Annotated in this window: 14 protein-coding genes; 8 read left to right on the forward strand and 6 right to left on the reverse strand. The window is 51.9% G+C overall.

The genetic code is table 11. The features are described 5' to 3' along the window. Positions 1-201 precede the first annotated feature (201 nt). From C4F51_RS03270 to C4F51_RS03295, 6 genes are read left to right on the forward strand one after another with little or no spacing between them, the layout of a single operon-like run. Positions 202-984, forward strand: a complete 783-nt coding sequence (locus C4F51_RS03270) for a DUF3450 domain-containing protein (RefSeq protein WP_193907117.1) — start codon at positions 202-204, stop codon at positions 982-984. Continuing rightward, entirely contained in the window at positions 981-2366 is a 1386-nt protein-coding gene (locus tag C4F51_RS03275; protein WP_193907119.1) for a MotA/TolQ/ExbB proton channel family protein, read from the forward strand. The genes C4F51_RS03270 and C4F51_RS03275 overlap by 4 nt, the downstream gene beginning before the upstream one ends. Positions 2367-2377: 11 nt before the next feature. After that, entirely contained in the window at positions 2378-2905 is a 528-nt protein-coding gene (locus C4F51_RS03280) for a MotA/TolQ/ExbB proton channel family protein (RefSeq protein ID WP_193907121.1), read from the forward strand. A gap of 43 nt (positions 2906-2948) precedes the next feature. Then, complete coding sequence (locus C4F51_RS03285; RefSeq protein WP_193907123.1) at positions 2949-3356, forward strand: ExbD/TolR family protein; 408 nt, start codon at positions 2949-2951, stop codon at positions 3354-3356. Positions 3357-3362: 6 nt separating this feature from the next. Continuing rightward, positions 3363-3992 carry a TonB family protein gene (locus C4F51_RS03290; RefSeq protein WP_193907125.1) on the forward strand — a complete coding sequence of 210 codons (630 nt, stop codon included), beginning with the start codon at positions 3363-3365 and terminating at the stop codon, positions 3990-3992. A 12-nt stretch (positions 3993-4004) separates the two neighbouring features. After that, the gene (locus C4F51_RS03295) at positions 4005-5384 is read left to right on the forward strand and encodes a tetratricopeptide repeat protein (protein WP_193907127.1); all 1380 of its coding nucleotides are present in this window, start codon (positions 4005-4007) and stop codon (positions 5382-5384) included. Between the two features lie 258 nt (positions 5385-5642). Here C4F51_RS03295 and ilvD read toward each other — a convergent pair whose 3' ends face one another. The 3 genes from ilvD to argE all read right to left on the reverse strand — a co-directional run bounded on the left by ilvD (position 5643) and on the right by argE (position 10284). Continuing rightward, complete coding sequence (gene ilvD / locus C4F51_RS03300) at positions 5643-7493, reverse strand: dihydroxy-acid dehydratase (protein WP_193907129.1); 1851 nt, start codon at positions 7491-7493, stop codon at positions 5643-5645. 272 nt (positions 7494-7765) lie between these two features. Beyond that, a complete protein-coding gene (gene argA / locus C4F51_RS03305) occupies positions 7766-9079 on the reverse strand; it encodes an amino-acid N-acetyltransferase (protein WP_193907131.1) in 1314 nt (437 codons plus the stop codon). 35 nt (positions 9080-9114) lie between these two features. Then, positions 9115-10284, reverse strand: a complete 1170-nt coding sequence (gene argE, locus C4F51_RS03310) for an acetylornithine deacetylase (RefSeq protein WP_193907133.1) — start codon at positions 10282-10284, stop codon at positions 9115-9117. 508 nt (positions 10285-10792) lie between these two features. On the opposite strand from argE, the gene C4F51_RS03315 reads away from it, so the two are divergent. After that, entirely contained in the window at positions 10793-12295 is a 1503-nt protein-coding gene (locus tag C4F51_RS03315) for a tryptophan halogenase family protein (protein ID WP_193907135.1), read from the forward strand. 105 nt (positions 12296-12400) lie between these two features. Here the strand turns inward: C4F51_RS03315 and C4F51_RS03320 are convergent, their stop codons facing one another. The 3 genes from C4F51_RS03320 to C4F51_RS03330 form a co-directional block, all read right to left on the reverse strand. Continuing rightward, positions 12401-15406 carry a TonB-dependent receptor gene (locus C4F51_RS03320; protein WP_193907137.1) on the reverse strand — a complete coding sequence of 1002 codons (3006 nt, stop codon included), beginning with the start codon at positions 15404-15406 and terminating at the stop codon, positions 12401-12403. A gap of 635 nt (positions 15407-16041) precedes the next feature. Next, the gene (locus C4F51_RS03325; protein ID WP_193907139.1) at positions 16042-17316 is read right to left on the reverse strand and encodes an inorganic phosphate transporter; all 1275 of its coding nucleotides are present in this window, start codon (positions 17314-17316) and stop codon (positions 16042-16044) included. 30 nt (positions 17317-17346) lie between these two features. Then, entirely contained in the window at positions 17347-18027 is a 681-nt protein-coding gene (locus C4F51_RS03330; RefSeq protein WP_193907142.1) for a TIGR00153 family protein, read from the reverse strand. 284 nt (positions 18028-18311) lie between these two features. On the opposite strand from C4F51_RS03330, the gene C4F51_RS03335 reads away from it, so the two are divergent. Then, a complete protein-coding gene (locus C4F51_RS03335) occupies positions 18312-20087 on the forward strand; it encodes a GspE/PulE family protein (RefSeq protein ID WP_193907144.1) in 1776 nt (591 codons plus the stop codon). Position 20088: the final 1 nt, after the last annotated feature.

Genomic DNA, 20088 nt, shown 5'->3' on the forward strand with positions numbered 1-20088 from the left:
CCAGGGATGTTCAGGGGGCTGTTACCCTGCTGATACTTTTATACACACGTAAAAAGGCTTTTGGATAAAACATTGAATGTGGGCGAACGCTCTTATTACAATGCGGCGTTCTTAGCTGCCTCACCGAGGCTACGTGGATACGCATCTGTGGCAGCTTACTGTCGCAAACTCATTTGATGAAGCACCCGAGTTGGGGGAAATATGAAAAATCAGCGATTGAAAGCCGTGGCGCTGTCCACTGTGCTTTCTGCCGGCGCGCTAATGGGTAGCGTTGCTCAGGCAGATCAAACCTTGGACGCTATTCTCAAGGTTGGCCAAACCAAAACTACCGTGGCCCAGGAATCTCAAAAAAGAATAGACAGGCTGGCTCAGGAAACTGACGACCTGGTTCAGCAATTCAAGCATCAGAATCGTTTGATCGCCGATTTGCGTATGTACAATTCCCAACTGGAAAAACAAGTTGCCGCACAGACCCAGGTTCTGCAAGAACTGGAAGGATCTGTTGACCAGGTAACTGTTATCGAGCGTCAAATTCAGCCGCTGATCGTGCGTATGCTGGATGGTCTTGAGCAGTTCGTGAAACTGGACAAGCCTTTCCGTCTGAGCGAGCGTAATGAGCGTCTGGAAATGCTGCGCGCCAACCAGGACCGTGCTGATATCTCTGTATCAGAGAAATTCCGTCAGGTACTGGAAGCGTACAAAATCGAATCCGAATACGGTCGTTTCCTCGACACTTACAACGATACTCTGAGCATTGATGGTCAGGATCGTGAAGTGAGCGTGCTGCAAGTAGGTCGTCTGGCTCTGATTTACCAGACCAGTGACGCAAACACAGCTGGTGTTTGGGATGCTACCCAAAACCAGTGGGTTTCTCTGGATGGTTCCTACCGCACCGCCATTCTCAAAGGTTTCCGTATTGCACGTAAACAAGTCTCGCTGGATACCATCGTGGTTCCTGTTCAGGCTCCGGAGGCAGCAAGATGAAAATGAAGTTTGTTAAGAGCTGCATGGCTGTAATTGCAGCAGGTTTGTTAAGCAGCAGTTTTGCAATGGCTCAGGAAGAAAAAGCAGCTTCTCTGGACCAGTTGCTCGATATGGTTAAAAAGTCACAAGTTGCTGAAACCGCGGAATTCCGTCAGCGTGAAGCAGAATTTGCTCGTGACAAAGCCAACCAGGCCAATGTACTGAACCAGGCTAAAGCTACCCGTCAGGCTGAAGAAAACCGTTCTGACACGCTGGAAAAAGCTTTTGCCGACCAGGAGCTGCTGGTAAACCAGAAACGCGCCCAGTTGAATGAGCGTCTGGGTTCCATGAAAGAATTGTTCGGTCACCTGACTTCTACCGCTGGCGACCTGCGTGTTACTACCCAGAACTCTCTGGTTAGTGCCCAGATCCCGAACCGCGGTGACTTCCTGAGCGAGCTCATCGAAAAAATGAACAGCAATACCCGTCTGCCATCAATCGCCGAGATTGAGCGTCTGTGGTACGAAGTTCAGCGCGAACTGGTTGAAAGTGGCCGTGTGGTCAAGTTCAACGCCGAGGTTATTAAAACCAACGGTGAAGCGCATGAGCAGGAAGTTGTTCGTGTTGGTGTATGGAACCTGATTTCTGATGGTAAATACCTGCGCTATATTCCGGACACCGGCAAAATCGAAGAGCTGTCCCGTCAGCCGGATAGTGCTTTGCTGAAAACTGCTCGTGATCTGCAAGCTGCAAGCTCAGGTTATGTTGCTTTCAGTATTGACCCGACTGGCCCGAGCGGCGGTACACTGCTGGCTGCCTTGGTTAACAAAGCTACTTTGGTTGAGCAGTTCCACCAGGGTCAAACGGTTGGTTACGTAATTACTGTAGTAGGTATTGTTGGTCTGCTTATCGCCCTGTGGAAATCCTTGGTAATTTTCAGCATCAACCGTGGTGTATCCGTACAGCTGAAGTCTAACAAGCCAAACATCAACAACCCGCTGGGTCGTGTGTTAAAAGTGGCTGAAGACAACCCGAACGTAGATACCGAAACGTTGGAGCTGAAACTTGAAGAAGCGGTTCTGAAAGAGCGTCCGCGTATCGAGTCCGGTCTGAACGTAATCAAGATCATCGCCGCTATTGCTCCGCTGATCGGTCTGTTGGGTACCGTAACCGGTATGATCCAGACCTTCCAGGCAATCACCATGTTTGGTGCCGGTGATCCGAAGAACATGGCCGATGGTATCTCTGCAGCATTGGTTACTACTGTACAGGGTCTGTGTGTGGCCATTCCTATGGTTATTCTGCACACCATCCTCAACGGTCGTGCCAAGCGCATCATTCACGTACTGGATGAGCAGAGCACCGGTATTATCGCCGAAAATGCAGAACGCACTCATAAGTAGGAGATAGTCACATGCAGGCAATAATGGACGCATTTGCAGCCATTCTCGCCTTTATGGAGCTGGGTGGCTTTCTGATGCCATGGATCGCCGCCCTGACCTTTGTAATGTGGACTCTGGCTTTCGAGCGGATCTGGTATTTCAAAGGCGCTCTAAAAGGTGATGTACAGAAATCTCTCGATCAGTGGGAGTCTCGTCCGGAGCGCAAGTCATGGTACGCGCATCAAATCCGGCAAGGCATGGTTTCGAAAATGTCTGACAAAATTTATCAGAACATGGACCTGATTGCTGCGTTGGTAGCAATCTGTCCTCTGATGGGATTGCTGGGCACCGTAACCGGGATGATCGAAGTATTCAGTGTTTTGGCCAATACTGGTGGCGGTGACGCGAAACAAATGGCGGGCGGGGTGTCTAAAGCTACAATCCCGACAATGGCTGGCATGGTTGCGGCGCTTTCAGGGGTGTTTGTAAACATCTATCTGGAGCGTCTGGCCCAAAGCGAAAACCGTTTGTTTGCAAGTCATCTGACTATGGATCACTAAGGTTGATACCTTGATGGTATAGCCGGTATTAAAGAGATCTCTCATGAGCACAAATAATGCAAATCCTCAGGATGAAGAAGCCCAGGCCATCGACTTGACGCCGATGCTGGACGTAGTCTTCATCATGTTGATCTTCTTTATTGTTACTGCCTCATTTGTGAAAGAAGCTGGTATCGAAGTTGATCGTCCCGAGGCTACCACCTGGGACGAGAAAAAGAGTGCCAGCATTCTGATTGCAGTGGGTGCTAACAATGAAATATGGGTCGACAAGAACAAAGTGGATCCTCGCGGAATTCGTCAGGCGGTTGAGCGTTTGCTGGCTGAGAACCCCAAAGGCACTGTTGTCATACAGGCCGATAGCGCAGCGCATGTTGAGCTGCTGGTCGAAGTGACCAATGCTGCACGCGAGGCTGGTGTTGACAATATAGCTGTCTCAACTGACAAGAAATAGGCCACTATGAACTTCGCAAGAGTAGGTATAGCTGCAGCATTGGGAGTGGTAGTCACTCTCTTGCTTCTATTTTTAATGCACTCGTTGGTGAATACAAAGTTTGTTCCTCCGGATGAGACTACGGAAATCAAGATCGCTGATATTCGCATGCCGAAGCACGAGATTGAAACCCGTATGAACGAGGCCAAACCGGAAAAGCCACCGGAGGCTGAATTGCCTCCGCCGGATATTCCCGAGCCAACATTTGATGCGCCTTCAACGACGATGAGTGGCCTGAACATGGCTGCACCGACATTCCAGGCTGAAATCGCTGTCAATATTGGTACCGGGTTCTCTGGAGACGGGGAATACCTGCCGATCGTGAAAGTTGCTCCGGAATACCCCAACAACGCAGCATCGCGTGGTATTGAAGGTTTCTGTGTGGTTGAGTTTACGGTAACTACTACGGGTACAACACGCGATGTTCGCGCTATTGATACCGACTGTATTACCAAAGACGGTAGACCTACGACAGTGTTCAATCGCGCTTCTATTCGTGCGGCAGAACGTTTCAAATACCGCCCGAAAGTTGTTGATGGTGAGCCGATTGAAGTTCCTGGCGTTCGCAACCGCTTCGTTTACGAACTGGCGAAGTAAGGGGTAAATGACATGAAAAATATTAAAACGGCTGTTTTGGGCAATGTAAACAAAGCGCTGTTGGCAGGTATGCTTGCCGTTGCGCCTGTATTGTCCACCCTCGTTGTCGACGTTGTTGCTCCAAACCAGACTTTTATCAATCTGGGGCAGGCGCAAGCTCAGGTCGTCAAGGCGAAGAACAAGCAGTTTGAATCCCGTCGTTTGCCGGGTGTAAGCCAGTCTTTCGCCAAAGACCTGACTGAGGTTGCCAACTTCCTGCAGCCTGAAGAAGGTTCAGGTGCCGAGCCCAATCCTCGCCAGGCTATCCAGGTTCTGGATCGCGTGGCAAGAGGTCAGGACAAGCTGAATCCGTACGAAGTGGCTCAGTTACACCAGTATTATGCTTACGCATATTATGGTATAGAGGATATGCGCAAGGCTCGTGAACACTTTGAAAAAGTGTTGGCACAAAGCCCCAACATTCCGGTGTCACTTGAAGCTTCTACTACTTTGACTCTGGGGCAACTCTACGGTCAGGAAGAGAACTACAAGAAAGCACTTGAGTTCATGCTGAAGTGGACTGACTACGTTGCTGAGATCAAGCCTGATCAGTATTACGTATTCGCCTCCTTGTACTATCAGGTTAATGACATGAACAGCTCGTTGGCTAACATCAACGAAGCCGTGAGAGTTGTTGAAGCTGAGGGCAAGGTTGCTAATGAGTCCTGGTACACCTTCCAGCGTAGTATTTACTTCGAACGTGAAGACTACAAAAACGGTGTGCTGGTGGTTGAGAAGCTGGCTCGTCATTATCCGAAAGCATCTTACTGGCGTCAGCTGGCTCAGATTTACGCTATGCTGGATCGTAACCAGGATAAAGTTTCTGCACTGGAAACTGCTTATCTGATGGGTGGCGTAACCGCTGAGCGTGATCTGGTTGTTCTTGCGCAATACTTCCTTGAAGCTGAGGTGCCTTACAAGGCCGCCAAAGTTCTCGATAAAGGTATTAACAAGGATAAAACCATTGAAGCTTCTGCAAAAAACCTGGAGCTGTTAGCTAACTCCTGGCGTGCAGCTGCCGAGTCTTCCAAATCTCTGGTAGAGATGGAAAAGGCAGCTCAGAAGTCTGATGATGGTAACCTGTTGCATACACTGGCTACTCTTTACAGTCTGAATGATCGTAACGAAGATGCTATTAAAGTGGGCAGACAAGGTCTTTCAAAAGGCGGCTTGAAGCGTCCGGATCAGTTGCAGATGACCATTGGTAACGCCCAGCTTGGTTTGGGAAGATTTGATGATGCCGTCAAATCTTTCCGTGAAGCAGCAAAAGATTCACGCAGTAAAGGTTTGGCTGAGCAATACATCAACTTTGCTGAGCGCGAAAAACAACGTTTGGCAGCATTGGAAAGTTAATGCTTTCATAAGTTTGTAAAAAAGCCGGCTGATGCCGGCTTTTTTATGCCTGCATTTTGGCGACGAAATACGAAATACGAAATACGAAATACGAAATACGAAATACGAAATACGAAATACGAAATACGAAATACGAAATACGAAATACGAAATACGAAATACGAAATACGAAATACGAAATACGAAATACCAGAGCTTTATAAAAGAAAAAGCCCGCACATGGCGGGCTTTTTCTTTTAACGCATAGCGCAGTCGCGATTAATAATCTTCCAGCAGAGTGAGATCTCTCACTGCGCCTTTGTCCGCACTGGTGGCCAGCATGGCGTAGGCTTTCAGGGATGCGGTAACTTTGCGTGGGCGCGGGTGAGCCGGGCGCAAGCCGGCAAGACCTTTGGCTTCACGAATTTTGCGGCGCGATTCCAGTTGGTGATCTTCCAACAGCACATTGATGCTTCGGTTGGGGATGTCGATACGAATAATATCGCCATTCTCAATCAAGCCAATGGCACCGCCCGCAGCGGCTTCCGGAGATACGTGGCCGATAGAAAGGCCGGAAGTGCCACCGGAAAAGCGTCCGTCAGTTAACAGTGCACAAGACTGCCCCAATCCTTTGGATTTGAGGTAGCTGGTTGGATACAGCATTTCCTGCATACCCGGGCCGCCGCGTGGGCCTTCGTAGCGAATTACTACCACTTCACCAGCAACTACCTTGCCGTTGAGAATGTGTTCAACCGCCTGATCCTGGCTTTCAACCACGTGTGCAGGGCCTTCAAATACCCAGCAGCTTTCATCAACGCCCGAGGTTTTAACCACACAGCCGTCTATCGCAATATTGCCTTTCAGAACAGCGAGGCCGCCCTCTTTGCTGTACGCGTGCTCAAAAGAGCGGATGCAGCCTTCCTGACGGTCAATATCCAGCGTTGGCCAGCGTGTGCTCTGACTAAAGGCGGTTTGCGTCGGGATACCGGCCGGGCCGGCGCGGTAGAAAGTTCTTACGTCTTCGGATTTGGTAGAGATGACGTCCCATTTATCCAGCGCTTCCTGGAAGGTGCTGCTGTGAACGGTCGGGATATCGTTATGCAGCAAGCCGGCACGGTTCAGCTCGGCAAGAATTGCCATTACGCCGCCAGCACGGTGTACATCTTCCATGTGGTATTTGGGCGTGTTGGGGGCAACTTTGGCCAGCTGCGGAATATTGCGCGACAAGCGGTCAATATCGGCCATGGTAAATGGCACCTCACCTTCCTGGGCTGCTGCCAGCAGGTGCAGGATGGTGTTGGTTGATCCGCCCATGGCGATGTCCAGAGCCATAGCATTTTCAAAAGCTTCGAAATTGGCAATGGAGCGGGGCAGAACGCGATCATCATCCTGTTCGTAGTAGCGGCGGGTGATGTCTACGATGCGACGACCGGCTTCGAGGAACAGCTCTTCGCGGTCTGCATGGGTTGCCAGCAGTGAACCGTTGCCTGGCAAGGAGAGACCAAGTGCTTCGGTCAGGCAGTTCATCGAGTTGGCGGTAAACATACCGGAACAGGAACCGCAGGTAGGGCAAGCGGAGCGCTCGTAAGCATCCACTTTTTGATCGGATGCGGTGTCATCGGTACCAATAATAATGGCATCCACAAGGTCAAGCTTGTGGTCGGCGAGGCGGGTTTTACCGGCTTCCATCGGGCCGCCGGAAACAAATACCACCGGAATATTCAGGCGCATGGCGGCCATCAGCATGCCGGGGGTAATTTTGTCGCAGTTGGAGATACATACCAGCGCGTCGGCGCAGTGTGCATTCACCATGTACTCGACCGAGTCGGCAATGATGTCGCGTGAGGGCAGGCTGTAGAGCATGCCGTCGTGACCCATGGCGATACCATCGTCAACGGCGATGGTGTTGAATTCTTTGGCTACACCGCCAGCGCGCTCAATCTCGCGAGCCACCAGTTGCCCCATATCTTTCAGGTGCACGTGACCCGGTACAAACTGGGTAAAGGAGTTGGCGACGGCAATGATGGGTTTGTCGAAATCACCATCCTTCATACCGGTGGCGCGCCAGAGCGCACGGGCACCAGCCATATTGCGGCCAGCAGTGGTAGTTTTGGAACGATAAACGGGCATAGCCAACCTCGGTGCGGAACAATTGCTAATAGTTGTCGGGGTGTGAAAAGAGCTCAATCATAGCAGAAAGCAGCTGTGTTGACGTGCTTTGACGGCTAAAGATCAGGCTGTTTCGAAGAGTAACTTTAGACAACAGGGCAGCTGGAAATACTCCCTGCTGGAGGGCCGCCCGGCGTATGGCAAGTGGTGGCGTGATAACACGCGGATAGCTGCCCCGCCAGCTGAGAGCGGCTCAGCGGCGGGGTTACTACCGAAAACGATAGCCTTTACTGCTAAAGATTTTTAACAAAAATCTTGGAGTTACGCTGGTAGTTGTAAAGGTTTTTCCTCGCGGTAGGCAGGTCTTCCAGATTACCCGGCGCAAACCCCTGCTCGATAAACCAGTGGGCGGTGCGGGTGGTCAGCAGGAATAATTGGCGAATTTGCTGTTTGCGCGCATGTTGTTCCATTTGCTGTAAAAGAGCAGCAGCCCGGCCACCTTTACGGTAATCCTGATGCGTGGCGACACAGGCAATTTCGGCCATATCCCCGTAAGGATAAAGTGCCGCACAGGCGATGATGGTGCCATCCTTTTCCATAACAAAAAACTTGTCGATCTCGGTTTCCAGCACTTCTCTGGAGCGGCGTACCAGCGTGCCGTCGTTTTCCAATGGCGTGATCAGTTCAATAATACCGCCCACATCATCAATGGTTGCCGAGCGCAGCTGCTCGTATTGGCCCGAGTAAACCATGGTGCCCAGTCCGTCGCGGGTAAACAGTTCGGTAAGCAGTGCGCCATCGGTTGCGTAGCTGACCAGTTGTGCGCGGCTGACACCTTGCAAGCAGGCGAGGTAGCAGGCATGAAGCGCCTGATGAATGTCGTTGTTCAGCGTAGTGCTGGCGCTTTCGAGGGTTTCCTTGCATTCCTGCAGGGAGAGTTGTTTCAGCAATTTGCCGTCGGTGTCGGTCACCCCGTCACCGTCAATAAAGGCGATCAGTTTGTCGGCCTTAATGGCGGTGGCCACGTGGGTGGCAACGTCGCTGAACGACAAGTTGAAAATTTCTCCGGTGGGGGAATAGCCCAGGGGTGAAAGCAGCGCGATGGCTCGGGAGTCGAGCGCTGCTTGCAAGGGCGTGATGTTTACTTTGCGCACTTTGCCGGTGTGCTGCAAATCTACCCCATCAATAACACCGTGGGGTTGTGCAACGGCGAAATTGCCGGACAGCACTTGCATATGCGCGCCGTGCATCGGCGAGTTGGGCAGCCCGGTAGACAGCGCTGCCTCTACGGTGATTCGCGCCTCGCCAATTGCCTGGATTACCGGTGCCAGATTGCTGCTGTCGGTGATGCGCAAGTTGTGGTGAAAGCGGCTCGGTGTGCCGGCCTGTTGCAGGCGGCTGTCAATTTGCGGGCGGGCGCCGTGCACCAGCACCAGCCTTACGCCAAGGCTGCTCAGCAGGGCAATGTCATGAATAATATTACTGAAATTATCATGATTCAGCGCTTCGCCGGGCAGCATAAGTACAAAGGTTTTACCCCGGTGTGAATTGATATAGGGGGAGGAATGACGAAACCATTTGACGTAATCCTGAGTATCAATAGGCAAGATGGCAACTCTCTCAAAAGTGGTTGAAGGCAAGCTTAGCGGGCGTTCGCCTGAGATGGCAAACAGAACTGACGAATCAGCCCCTGGATAATTTCGACTGCCGGTGCGAGCTGTGCCGTATCAATAAACTCGTCAGGCTGGTGAGCCTGATCAATAGAGCCTGGTCCCAATACAACCGTTTGCATGCCGAGTTGTTGCATAAACGGGGCTTCGGTCGCGAAGGCGACACTTTCACTGCGTTTGCCGGTCAGGTGCTCGCAGGCGCGAATCAATTCGGCGTGTTCGTCCTCGGCAAAGGCATCAACGCCCTCGAACAGCGAAGACAGAATAATATCCGTGCCGCTCTTTTCGGCGATAGGCGTCAGTCGCTGCCGAATGGCGGCGCGCAGCGCTTCGTTATCCATGCCGGGCAGAGTGCGCAAATCGAAATGCAATTCGCAATCGGCGCAAATGCGGTTGGCGCCATCGCCGCCGTGAATGCAGCCGAGATTCAGGGTGGGCACGCTGACCGCAAACCCGGGGTTGTTGTAACGTTGTTGCAGATCCTGGCGCAGATCCATCAGTTCATTCATCACCTGCGCCATCGGCTCCAGCGCATTTCTGCCCAGCGCCGGGTTTGAGGAGTGGCCGCTTTGCCCCTGCACACGAATCGCCTCCATCATAATGCCCTTGTGCATGCGTATGGGCGTTAGCGCGGTGGGTTCACCAATAACTGCATAGCGCGCTTTCGGGGCGCCATTGGCCACCAGCGCCCGGGCGCCGCTCATGCTGCTTTCTTCATCGGCCGTGGCCAGGATAATAATCGGTTGTTCCAGTGGGGTGTTCAGAAAGGGCCGAACGGCTTCCAGCACCACCGGGAAAAAACCTTTCATATCGGTAGCGCCCAATCCGAAAAGTTTGCCGTCTTTTTCCGTGAGGCGAAACGGATCGGTCTGCCAGCGGTTTTGGTCGTAGGGCACGGTATCGCTGTGTCCTGCGAGAACCAGGCCGCCATCACCTTCGCCCAGGGTGGCGATCAAATTGGCTTTGCCCTGTTGCGGGAGCGACATAATTTGCGTACGAAACCCCAGATCTTCCAGCCACTCGGCCAGTAACTCAATAACCGGTAAATTGGGCATATCCCATTCCGGTACGGCACAGCTGACGGAGGGAATCGCGACCAGTTGCCGCAACTGCTTCTGATAGCGCTTTGCATCAAAACTCATAACCGGTACCTGTTGCTGGCGTGGTGAACGCCCGGATTTTAAGCGATGGATAACCTGAAAGTTCCACGCACTTATCGTAAATAGGACGGCGGCCTCCTGTGTGAACAGCGGATTGCGGTTGGCAATTTCTGTTAACGGACGCGTGCCGGGAATCGGATAAAGATAAGGCAAATACCCGTTAATGGCAAAGCTGGCGATATGTGGCGTAAATTTTGCCTTTTTAAGGCGGTTAATTGATAACCACCGTTAGGTGCGCGCAATTAGCGTTCAGGTTGTGGCTTTGCAACACGTGTCATTGTTATGCAGAGATGTTGCGGTGCAGCGGGCGCGAAATCAGTGCATAAATATTGAATTTATTGCTACAGGCAGGCGGTGAATTTTTTAAAGGTTTGCCAGGTAAAAATGGGTTTTTGTTCTGTTAATAATCCGGTTCGGCTGGTAATTTCTATTACAGGTTTTAAAAATTTTCACGCAGCTGGAAATCTGTAAATTATCAAGAGGTAGGCGAGTGAAAGGTTCAGACATTAACAATATTGTGATTGTGGGTGGCGGCACAGCAGGGTGGATGGCCGCGGCAAGTTTGTCGCGATTTTTTGAAGGAAAATCATCGGTTATTACGTTGGTGGAGTCGGAACAAATTGGCACGGTGGGTGTTGGTGAGGCGACCATTCCGGGTATTCGTCAATTCAATTACTCGTTGGGAATTGATGAAATTGATTTCATTAAAAAAACCAATGCCAGTTTCAAACTGGGCATTGAGTTTCGCGATTGGTACAAGCCGGGCCGCCGGTTTTTTCATCCCTTTTCAGATTATGGCGTGTCTTTGCAAGGCGTCGATTTTCATCACTATGTTGCCCGCCTGCGTGAAGCAGGCGCGATGATTGACTTGGCGGATTTCAGTTTTTCCACACAAATGGCCCAGCTAAACCGTTTCGCCCAACCGCATGAGCAACCGCCGTCGTCGCTTGCTGATTTTAATTACGCGTATCATTTTGATGCAGGTTTATATGCCGCCTATTTGAAAAAATACGCGATGAACCGTGGCGTTGTTCGCAAAGAAGGCAAAGTAATCGATGTCAACCTGCGCGATGATGATGGTTTTATTGCATCGGTTGTGCTGGATTCCGGCGAGACCATTGCCGGACAGCTTTTTATTGATTGCTCGGGCTTTCGCGGTTTACTTATAGAAGGTGCGTTGCAAACCGGCTACGAAGACTGGCGTTGCTGGCTGCCCTGCGACAGTGCTGTAGCGGTGCAAACGGATTTGTTTGGCGAGCCTTCACCTTTCACGCGTACCACTGCACGGGATGCCGGCTGGCAGTGGCAAATTCCCCTGCAGCATCGCACCGGTAATGGTTATGTTTATGCCAGCCGATTTGTCGATCACGATATAGCAGCAACCACTTTGCTCAGTCATCTTGATACGGAACCAATTAATAACCCCAAACGGTTCGATTTCGTCACCGGTTTGCGCAAGAAAATATGGAATAAAAACTGTTTTGCGTTGGGATTGGCGTCAGGTTTTCTGGAGCCGCTGGAGTCCACCAGTATTTCCCTGATTCAAACAGGTTTGAGCAAGTTAATGCAGTTTTTTCCGGACAGCCATTTTAATCAATGCGATATCGATGAGGTCAACCGGTTGCACCGTATCGAGTTTGAACGCATTCGCGATTTTATTATTTTGCATTACAAAGCAACCGCAAGGAACGACACTGATTTCTGGCGGTTTTGCCGTGGCATGGAAATACCCGAGTCGCTTGCTCATAAAATAAAGCTGTTTGAAAGCCGTGGACATATTGTTATGTATGACCATGAGGCCTTTAAAAAGGAAAGTTGGCTATCCATTTATAATGGCTTTCATTGCCAGCCGCAGCGCTACGACAGCAGGGCTGACCGCATGAGTATGGCTGAACTGAAATCTCACCTGGAAAAAATGCAAGCGGCTATTGCGCAGGCTGCCCGGCAAACCATGTCGCACGGCGACTTTATTGCCCGCCATTGTCAGGCGTGATATCGAGCTTTATATAAGCCTGGTTTGTTCATATAAAAAACCACCATCGTTCATCGCGATGGTGGTTTTCTTGTGCGCTATTTTACGGATTTTTCGTCCAGGCTATTAAAAAGCTACCCTTGCACCCAATGACCAGCGCGCCTCATAAATATTCTGGAAGGCTTTTTGGTCTTTGTGTTCGAGATAGGTTTGCTGGAATTCCTCAGTGATATTGGCTCCATTCAGATAAAGATCCAGATTGTCGGTCACGCTCCAGGTCACGTTCAAATCCAGTTGGCCGTAATCGTCCTGATACAAACTCTGGTAGCCGGTGTCGAAACGTCCTGCGGTAATCAGGCGCGGCGAACGGAAGTTGTAGGCCAGGCGCGCAGAGAGGAAATCATTTTCATACCAGCCCACAATGTTGTAGGTGTTTTTGGAGTTGTTTACAAAAGGCATTTCCTTACCGCCAAAACCCACCGCATCCTGTGAACTGTCGGAGTAGGTGTAGTTCACATCAAAACCGAAATTGGAAATGATGCTGTCAGTAAAATCACGGAAAGCAATTTTCGCGGCCAGTTCAATACCCTGTACCTTGCCGCCTTTTCCTTGCACCGGTGAAGAGAAAGGATGTGGCCCACGATTAACACCGTCATCGTCCGGTTCATCCATCATGATGCGGCCCGATTGGATAAAGCTGTCGATGTCGATATGGAAAAGTGCTGCACCCAATACTGATGCGCTGCCCACATACCATTCAATGGAAACGTCGGTGTTACTGGCGCGCGTCGGATCAAGATCCGGATTGCCTTGCAGGCTGCCGTTCAGCACGCGCATACACTGACACTCTTCGTTGAAAGTGCGCCCGATCGTTTTGCCGCCGCCCCAGCTCAACAGGCTTAATGGCTGCATGGTTTCGCCGTAAGAAAAACGTACTTTCAAATCGTCTGTCAGGTCATAGGCCAGGTTCAATGCCGGTAATACGTCGGTGTATTTACGGTTTCTGGTTTCAGTGCCCACCGCGTAGTTGGCGCCTGAGTGAGGCACTGCACCGCCTACCAGATTTTGCAAAACGGTCAGCTCGGTATCAATGACCTTCACGCCGAGATTACCGCTCAGATCTCCTGCGGCAAAATTAACCTGTGCAAAGTAATGCCACTCATCGAGATTCACTTTATAAGTTCTACCCGGGTGAATGACTTCATATTGCGGGCCAAATATTTTTTCCTGATAGGCAACCACATCATCAAAAATACGCGGGTCAGCTACCCATACGCCAGGAATGCCGGACGCGCCGCCAAAATTATCTACCCAGATAACGTCGTTGTATTGATCGCTGCGGATTGGTGGAATCAGGGTGTAGTTGACGAACTCGCCATTGACCATTTCGCCCTGCGGCAAGTTGGGGTCACATTCCGGTGTGCCGGCAAACTGGTCAACGGCTTTATAAAGCGCCGAGCAGCCGGTGTCATCGAAGGTGCTGAACAGGTCGTAAACGGTATGATCAACTTCGCGCTCGCTGCGGCGAATCCCAAAATCGACACTGGTAACAAAAGGAACCGTTTCAAATGCATAGTTCCACCTGGTGCTGTAGGTGTTCAGCTCACCTTTGTCGCGGGTGTTGCCTTCGGAGGCGATAGCGCCCACATGGTAGGAGTCGATACTTCTCATGTAATCGGCAACCGACATTTGCCCCTGGCCGCCATCAACAATTTGATCGAATCCGGAAAAAACCGGATGCTTGCCGGACGCGTCATAGGTGAGAATAAAATCGCTGTCTTCAATGGCGCCCGGTGAGTAAGCCACGTAGCAGCCACCGTTATCACCTACTGGTACATCGTTCTCGCCGCAATATTCTGCCGGCATCAAGCCACCCGGGCCGGTAATGCGCGTGCCTTTATCAATGCTCAGGATATCGCCTTCGGTGTAACCATGGCGCATGTTGGAATTTGCCGTTGCCCGGGTTAGCCGCACCTGCCCGGTGAGCGCGCCGCCGTTGTCGAAATTCAGCTCAAGGTTGGCGTTTTCCGATTTTTCCAGGTTGTAGTTGGTTTGCGAAAAAGACTGCAAGCGGTTGGGGAAAACATTGAAGGTGTTGGCGGTGCGCCAGTTTTGAATGTTGCCGTTACTGTCTTGTACGGTGAATTCCTTATCGAGAAATTTACCTTCCGGTACGTAAAGGTAATCACTGAACGACTGCCAGCGGTTGTTCATGGAGAAGCCGGCACGGCGGTTGTAACGCTCCTGTTTGCTGTAGAAATAATCAGCAACCAGCTCAATGCCATCGGTCAGCTGCGCCTGAAATGAAGCATTCAGGCCATCGCGATTACGTTCTTCCGCTTTGTGAAATGCACCGAAACCCTGGGGAGAAACGTGGTAAATGCCCGGGTTTATCTCGGGTACATTGTTGTAGTGGTTGTTGTAGGTGGCACCGATGCCACCATTTTCAGATGAGTCAAAGTAACCGTTGTAATCGGAGGCGAGATTTTTTTCGGTGGTAACCGCGCTGATCACGAAACCGTAGGTGTCGTTATTCCAGCCGACCAGAGCGTTAACCGACGGGTCGGTTTCCTTGCTGATGGAGCCCCGGTCAAATTCTGCAGCACCGGCAAAGGTCCAGCCTTCGTCCAGATCAAAAGGGCGGCGGGTTTTCAGGTTGATGCTGCCGGAAATACCCTGCGCATTCAGCGAGGCGAGTGGTGATTTGTAGACGTCGGCACCGGAAAATAGCTGCGAAGGCAAATCGCCAAAATCGGCGCCCGAGCTATCAATGGTAGTGGCGCTGAGGAAAGTTTCGCCATTCAATGAGGTGGCGACATTGGACAGGCCGCGAATTTGCACCGGGCCACCCTCACCGGCGGTACGCTCGATTTGAATGCCGGGGATGCGCTGCAAGGAGTCGGAAATGGTCGAGTCGGGCAGTTTGCCAATGTCTTCTGCCGAGATGGCGTCGACCACCGAGGCTGCATCGCGTTTGATGTTAACGGCGTTCAGCTGGGATGCATAAACCCCGGTAACCACCAGCTCTTCGACCGGTTGCTCCTGCGCCTGTGAATAACCCGAGGTGAGCAGGCAGGCCGAAATGGCGGAGGTCAGAATTTTTTTGTGTAACGCCCTGGGAGTAGCGTTCATAGGTAATCCTCTTGATAGTCATAGGTACTGCTTGAAAATTCACAAATCAGCTACCGGCAATAAGGCTTTTTATTGAATGCTGCCCAGGAAACCCCTTGAGGTTTCACCGCTGTTTTTTTCGAAGTACTGAAAATACAGCCTGTTCTGGTGCAGCATTTTTTAGGATTTGTTCAGCCGCGTATTTTTTACGCCGACCAGACAACGTTGTCAATTTGGTGTGTTGTTTCGCGGAGATTAATGTGCCATTTGCTGAGGCATATAAGCACCGTATATTTTTATCTTATTGTTTTTTATATAAATTTATTTTTATATTCTTTTTGTAAAGTATTGATAACGAAATGACAACGTTGTTGTTGTGGTCTGATTTTTAACCGTTCAGGTGCTGCTCCTGAAAAGAGCAGGCGAGCATGATGTTGGTGCACAGGGTGGGGGTTATGAGGTTGGTTGGTCACTGGCGGGAGGCGCAGCGGCGGGCATTCGGGTGGAAAAACATACCAGAGTGAAGTGATCGCGATAATCAGGCGGTTTAACGGTTTAACGGTTTAACGGTGTTGTGGGCGATGATCGGGTGGCAGGAGATGCTGTGCAAGGAAAACCGGGCGGCTGCAAATCTCTGCAGCCGCCCGTTGGGCGTATCAGGTGAAAACGCCTTTGAAGAAAAAGAAAAACAGAATGGAAAGTCCGGCACCGGCGGGCAGGGTAATAATCCATGACAGGAAGATTTTGCCAATAACACCCAGGTTCAAGGCGCCAATACCGCGCGCCAGGCCAACACCCAGTACCGCGCCCACCAGGGTGTGCGTGGTAGACAACGGCATACCGGTTCCCGAGGCGACAATCACCGTGGCTGCGGCTGCCATCTCTGCGGCAAAGCCGCGGCTCGGCGTCAGTTCGGTGATTTTTTTGCCGATGGTCATGATCACTTTCCAGCCGTAGGTCAGCAGGCCAATCACGATACCGACTGCGCCCAGTAATAATACCCACGAGGGCACGGGGGAGGACGCGTGTACTTCTCCGGAATTAATAATGTCGATTACCGCCGCCATAGGGCCAACAGCGTTCGATACATCGTTGGAGCCGTGTGCAAACGCCATGGCACAGGCAGTAAAAATCATCAGAATGCCAAACACGCGCTCAACGCTGGCATAGCGGTTTTCAGCGTCGGCAGCGGCATCTCGGGTAACTCGACGCAATAGCATAACGCCAACACCGGTAACTATTCCCGCAACCACTAATGCAATAAGCGTGCTTTGGCCAAAAGTGAATTGTATGCCCGAGTCCTTCAGAACATGGCTTAACCCTTTCAGTATTGTCACCATGGAAATCAGGAAGCCAACCGCAAACATATAAAAAGGGATGTAACGTTTGGCGTTGGTAAACGGATCTTCGGTATCAAGAATGAGATGTTGCACCGAGCGGAAAATCCAGAATGCTATAAAGCCTGCAATGACTGGAGATATAACCCAGCTGGACACAATGGAGGTTACCGAGCTCCAGGCAACGGCATCCATCGATATACCTACCGCCGCAAAACCGATAATTGCTCCTACCAGTGAGTGGGTAGTAGACACCGGCCAGCCCATGATACTGGCCAGTAGTAGCCAGCAGCCGGCAGCCAGCAAGGACGATAGCATCCCGAACACCAGCAAATCGGGTTTGTCATTCATGAACTCGGAGTTGACGATACCGCTGCGAATCGTTGCGGTTACTTCACCGCCGGCCAGGTAAGCACCGAGAAATTCAAACACCATGGCCACACAGATGGCTTGGCGCATGGTCAGAGCACGGGAGCCCACGGAGGTGCCCATAGCGTTGGCGACGTCATTGGCGCCGATACCCCACGCCATAAACACGCCAAAGACACAGGCCAGAATAAGTAAAATGTGGCCGTATTCAGCAATCACGGACATTGGTTGTATTCCTCTGGAGGGAAGGGAAGGTTATCGCGCCAGCAGCAGTTGAAAGCGGCCGCCCACGTCGTGGGAGCGATTGGAGAGATCCCCGATCCAGTCAATGACGCTGTACAGGAACATGACTTCGACAGGAGGGAGGTTGTTTTCCAGTTTAAAAAGAGATGAACGCAGGCTGATTTCCAGTTTATCTGCCTGTTGTTCGAGGTTGTCGAGGTCTTGAATCATTCGCTCTACAACCGTTAGTTCGCGATCGCTGAAGCCTGTTTCCAGCAGACTGTCGAGTTCGTTGATCGCTTTCAATGCCTGTTCCGCTGTACGTACACCTGACTGGACGAATTCCAGGGTTTGCTGGTGCATGACATCGGGAATTACCATTCTGCGCCCCAGCACAATACCGGCGATATCCTTGGCGCGGTTGGCGATGCGGTCTTGCATGGTGAGCAATTCGAGTAAATCAGTACGGGGGACGGGCAGGAAGAGACTTTTGGGGAGTTGCAGGCGGAGCTGCTTTTTAAGGTCGTCGGCTTTGTGTTCCCAGTCAATAATTCGCTGTTGCACACTGGTGGCCTTCTCCCAGTCGCCTGCCATCACTGCTTCGAAGAAGTCCGGCAGTTCAATCACCGCCTTGACGGCAGTCGCCATGTGCGCTTGCAGCGGTTTGATAGGAGAGCGGCCAAACAGGTTGGAAAACGGGTTGGAAATAGGCATGGTAATCAATCCCCTTCAGGAAACGCCGTAAAGTAGTGCCCGCGAAAATGTGCGCAGTATAAAAACATCATTGGCGAAGGTCACGCAGGATTTTTACATATTTATGACACTGGCAGGGTGTTCAAGCCGGGTGATGTCTGCTAAAGACACCAACCGGGAGTGTTATGCGCGCCGGTGAGCAGATACAATCCTGTCAATCCAATGTAGCTGCTGTTTGGCGGTAGCTTGCAGGGGCGCGATTGATTTTGGCGCGGCTCTCCTTAATGACTCGGGAATCGTTAGTAATGACACAGGTGGTGGCTTTTCAGGGAGTGCTGGATTTACGGCGTTTGATCACCGATCTGGTGGCGGATCACCGCCTCCGGTCGGAGGATGCCAATTTGCTGCTGGGCGCCTCGCGCACCCGCGAGCAGGCGGTAATGAACCCGCTGGCGTATATCGCCAGCCAGAATCTTGATGACCAGGCTAACCCCGGTCGCACGCTGAACGACGATGTATTGACCGCGTGGCTGGCCGAAAAAGCCGGTTTGCCGGTGTTTCATATCGACCCGCTGAAAATAGATGTGGGTGCGGTTACTTCGGTCATGTCTTACGCCTATGCCAAGCGCCATGAAATCCTCTGCGTGCAAGTTACCAATGAGCATGTAGTCATCGCCTGCGCCCAGCCCTTTGTGGGTGGCTGGGAGCCGCAAATCGAGCACATTGCTCGCAAACCGGTGCGCCGGGTGTTTGCCAACCCGGCGGATATCGTCCGTCATACCATCGAATTTTATACGCTTGCCCGTTCAGTCAGTCGCGCCAGTGGTGGGCAATCTGCCTCGGCGGTCACCAACTTTGAGCAGCTGGTCGAACTGGGGCAAGCCACCGACCCGGACGCCAATGATCAGCACATCGTCAAGATTGTGGATTGGTTGCTGCAATATGCGTACGACCAGCGTGCCAGCGACATTCATATTGAGCCGCGCCGTCAGGTGGGCCGCATTCGCTTTCGCATCGATGGCGTGTTGCACAATGTGTACGAGCTGCCAGCCAATGTTTCCATGGCGGTAACCAACCGTTTCAAGGTGCTATCGCGCATGAATATCGCCGAAAAGCGCAAACCCCAGGATGGTCGCATCAAAACCCGCCGCGCTGACGACAGCGAAGTGGAGTTGCGTATCTCCACCTTGCCCACCGCCTTTGGTGAAAAGCTGGTCATGCGTATTTTCGACCCGGACGTGCTGCTGCGCAGCTTTGCTGACCTTGGTCTGATCGGTGAGGATTACCAGCGCTGGCGCAGTATGCTGGATCGCCCCAACGGCATCGTGCTGGTCACCGGCCCCACCGGTTCCGGTAAAACCACCACCCTTTATTCCTCGCTGCGGCAAATCTCCACGCCGGAGGTGAATGTCAGCACCATTGAAGATCCCATCGAAATGGTGGAAGAGTCCTTTAACCAGACCCAGGTGCATCACAAAATCGGCCTGGATTTCGCCGCCGGTATCCGCAGCCTGATGCGTCAGGACCCGGACATTATTATGGTGGGCGAGATTCGCGACCTGGAAACGGCGCAGATGGCGGTGCAGGCGGCGCTGACCGGTCACCTGGTGTTGTCCACGGTTCACACCAACGATGCGCCAGCCACCGTGGCGCGATTGCTGGACCTCGGTATTCCTTCCTATTTAATCAATGCCACGCTGCTGGGGGTGATGGCGCAGCGTCTGGTGCGCACCTTGTGCCCGCATTGCAAAACGGAAGATCAGATGCCGGTGGATGACTGGCAACAACTGGTGTCGCCGTGGAAAGTTAATCCTCCGGCAAAAATCTATCGCCCGGTCGGCTGCCTTGAATGCCGCAATACCGGCTATCTTGGGCGTCAGGGGTTGTATGAAATTCTGGTGTTGTCCGAGACCATCAAGGAAAACGTGACCGCACAATGCAACTTGCAAAATCTCCGGCGTCAGGCCATGAAAGAGGGCATGCGTACCTTGCGCCTGTCCGGCGCGCAAAAAATTGCCGCCGGTTTGACTACCCTGGAGGAGGTCTTGCGAGTGGCGCCGCCGCTGGAAAAAAACAGTTAAT

This window comes from Cellvibrio polysaccharolyticus, from assembly GCF_015182315.1.
Lineage (GTDB): Bacteria > Pseudomonadota > Gammaproteobacteria > Pseudomonadales > Cellvibrionaceae > Cellvibrio > Cellvibrio polysaccharolyticus.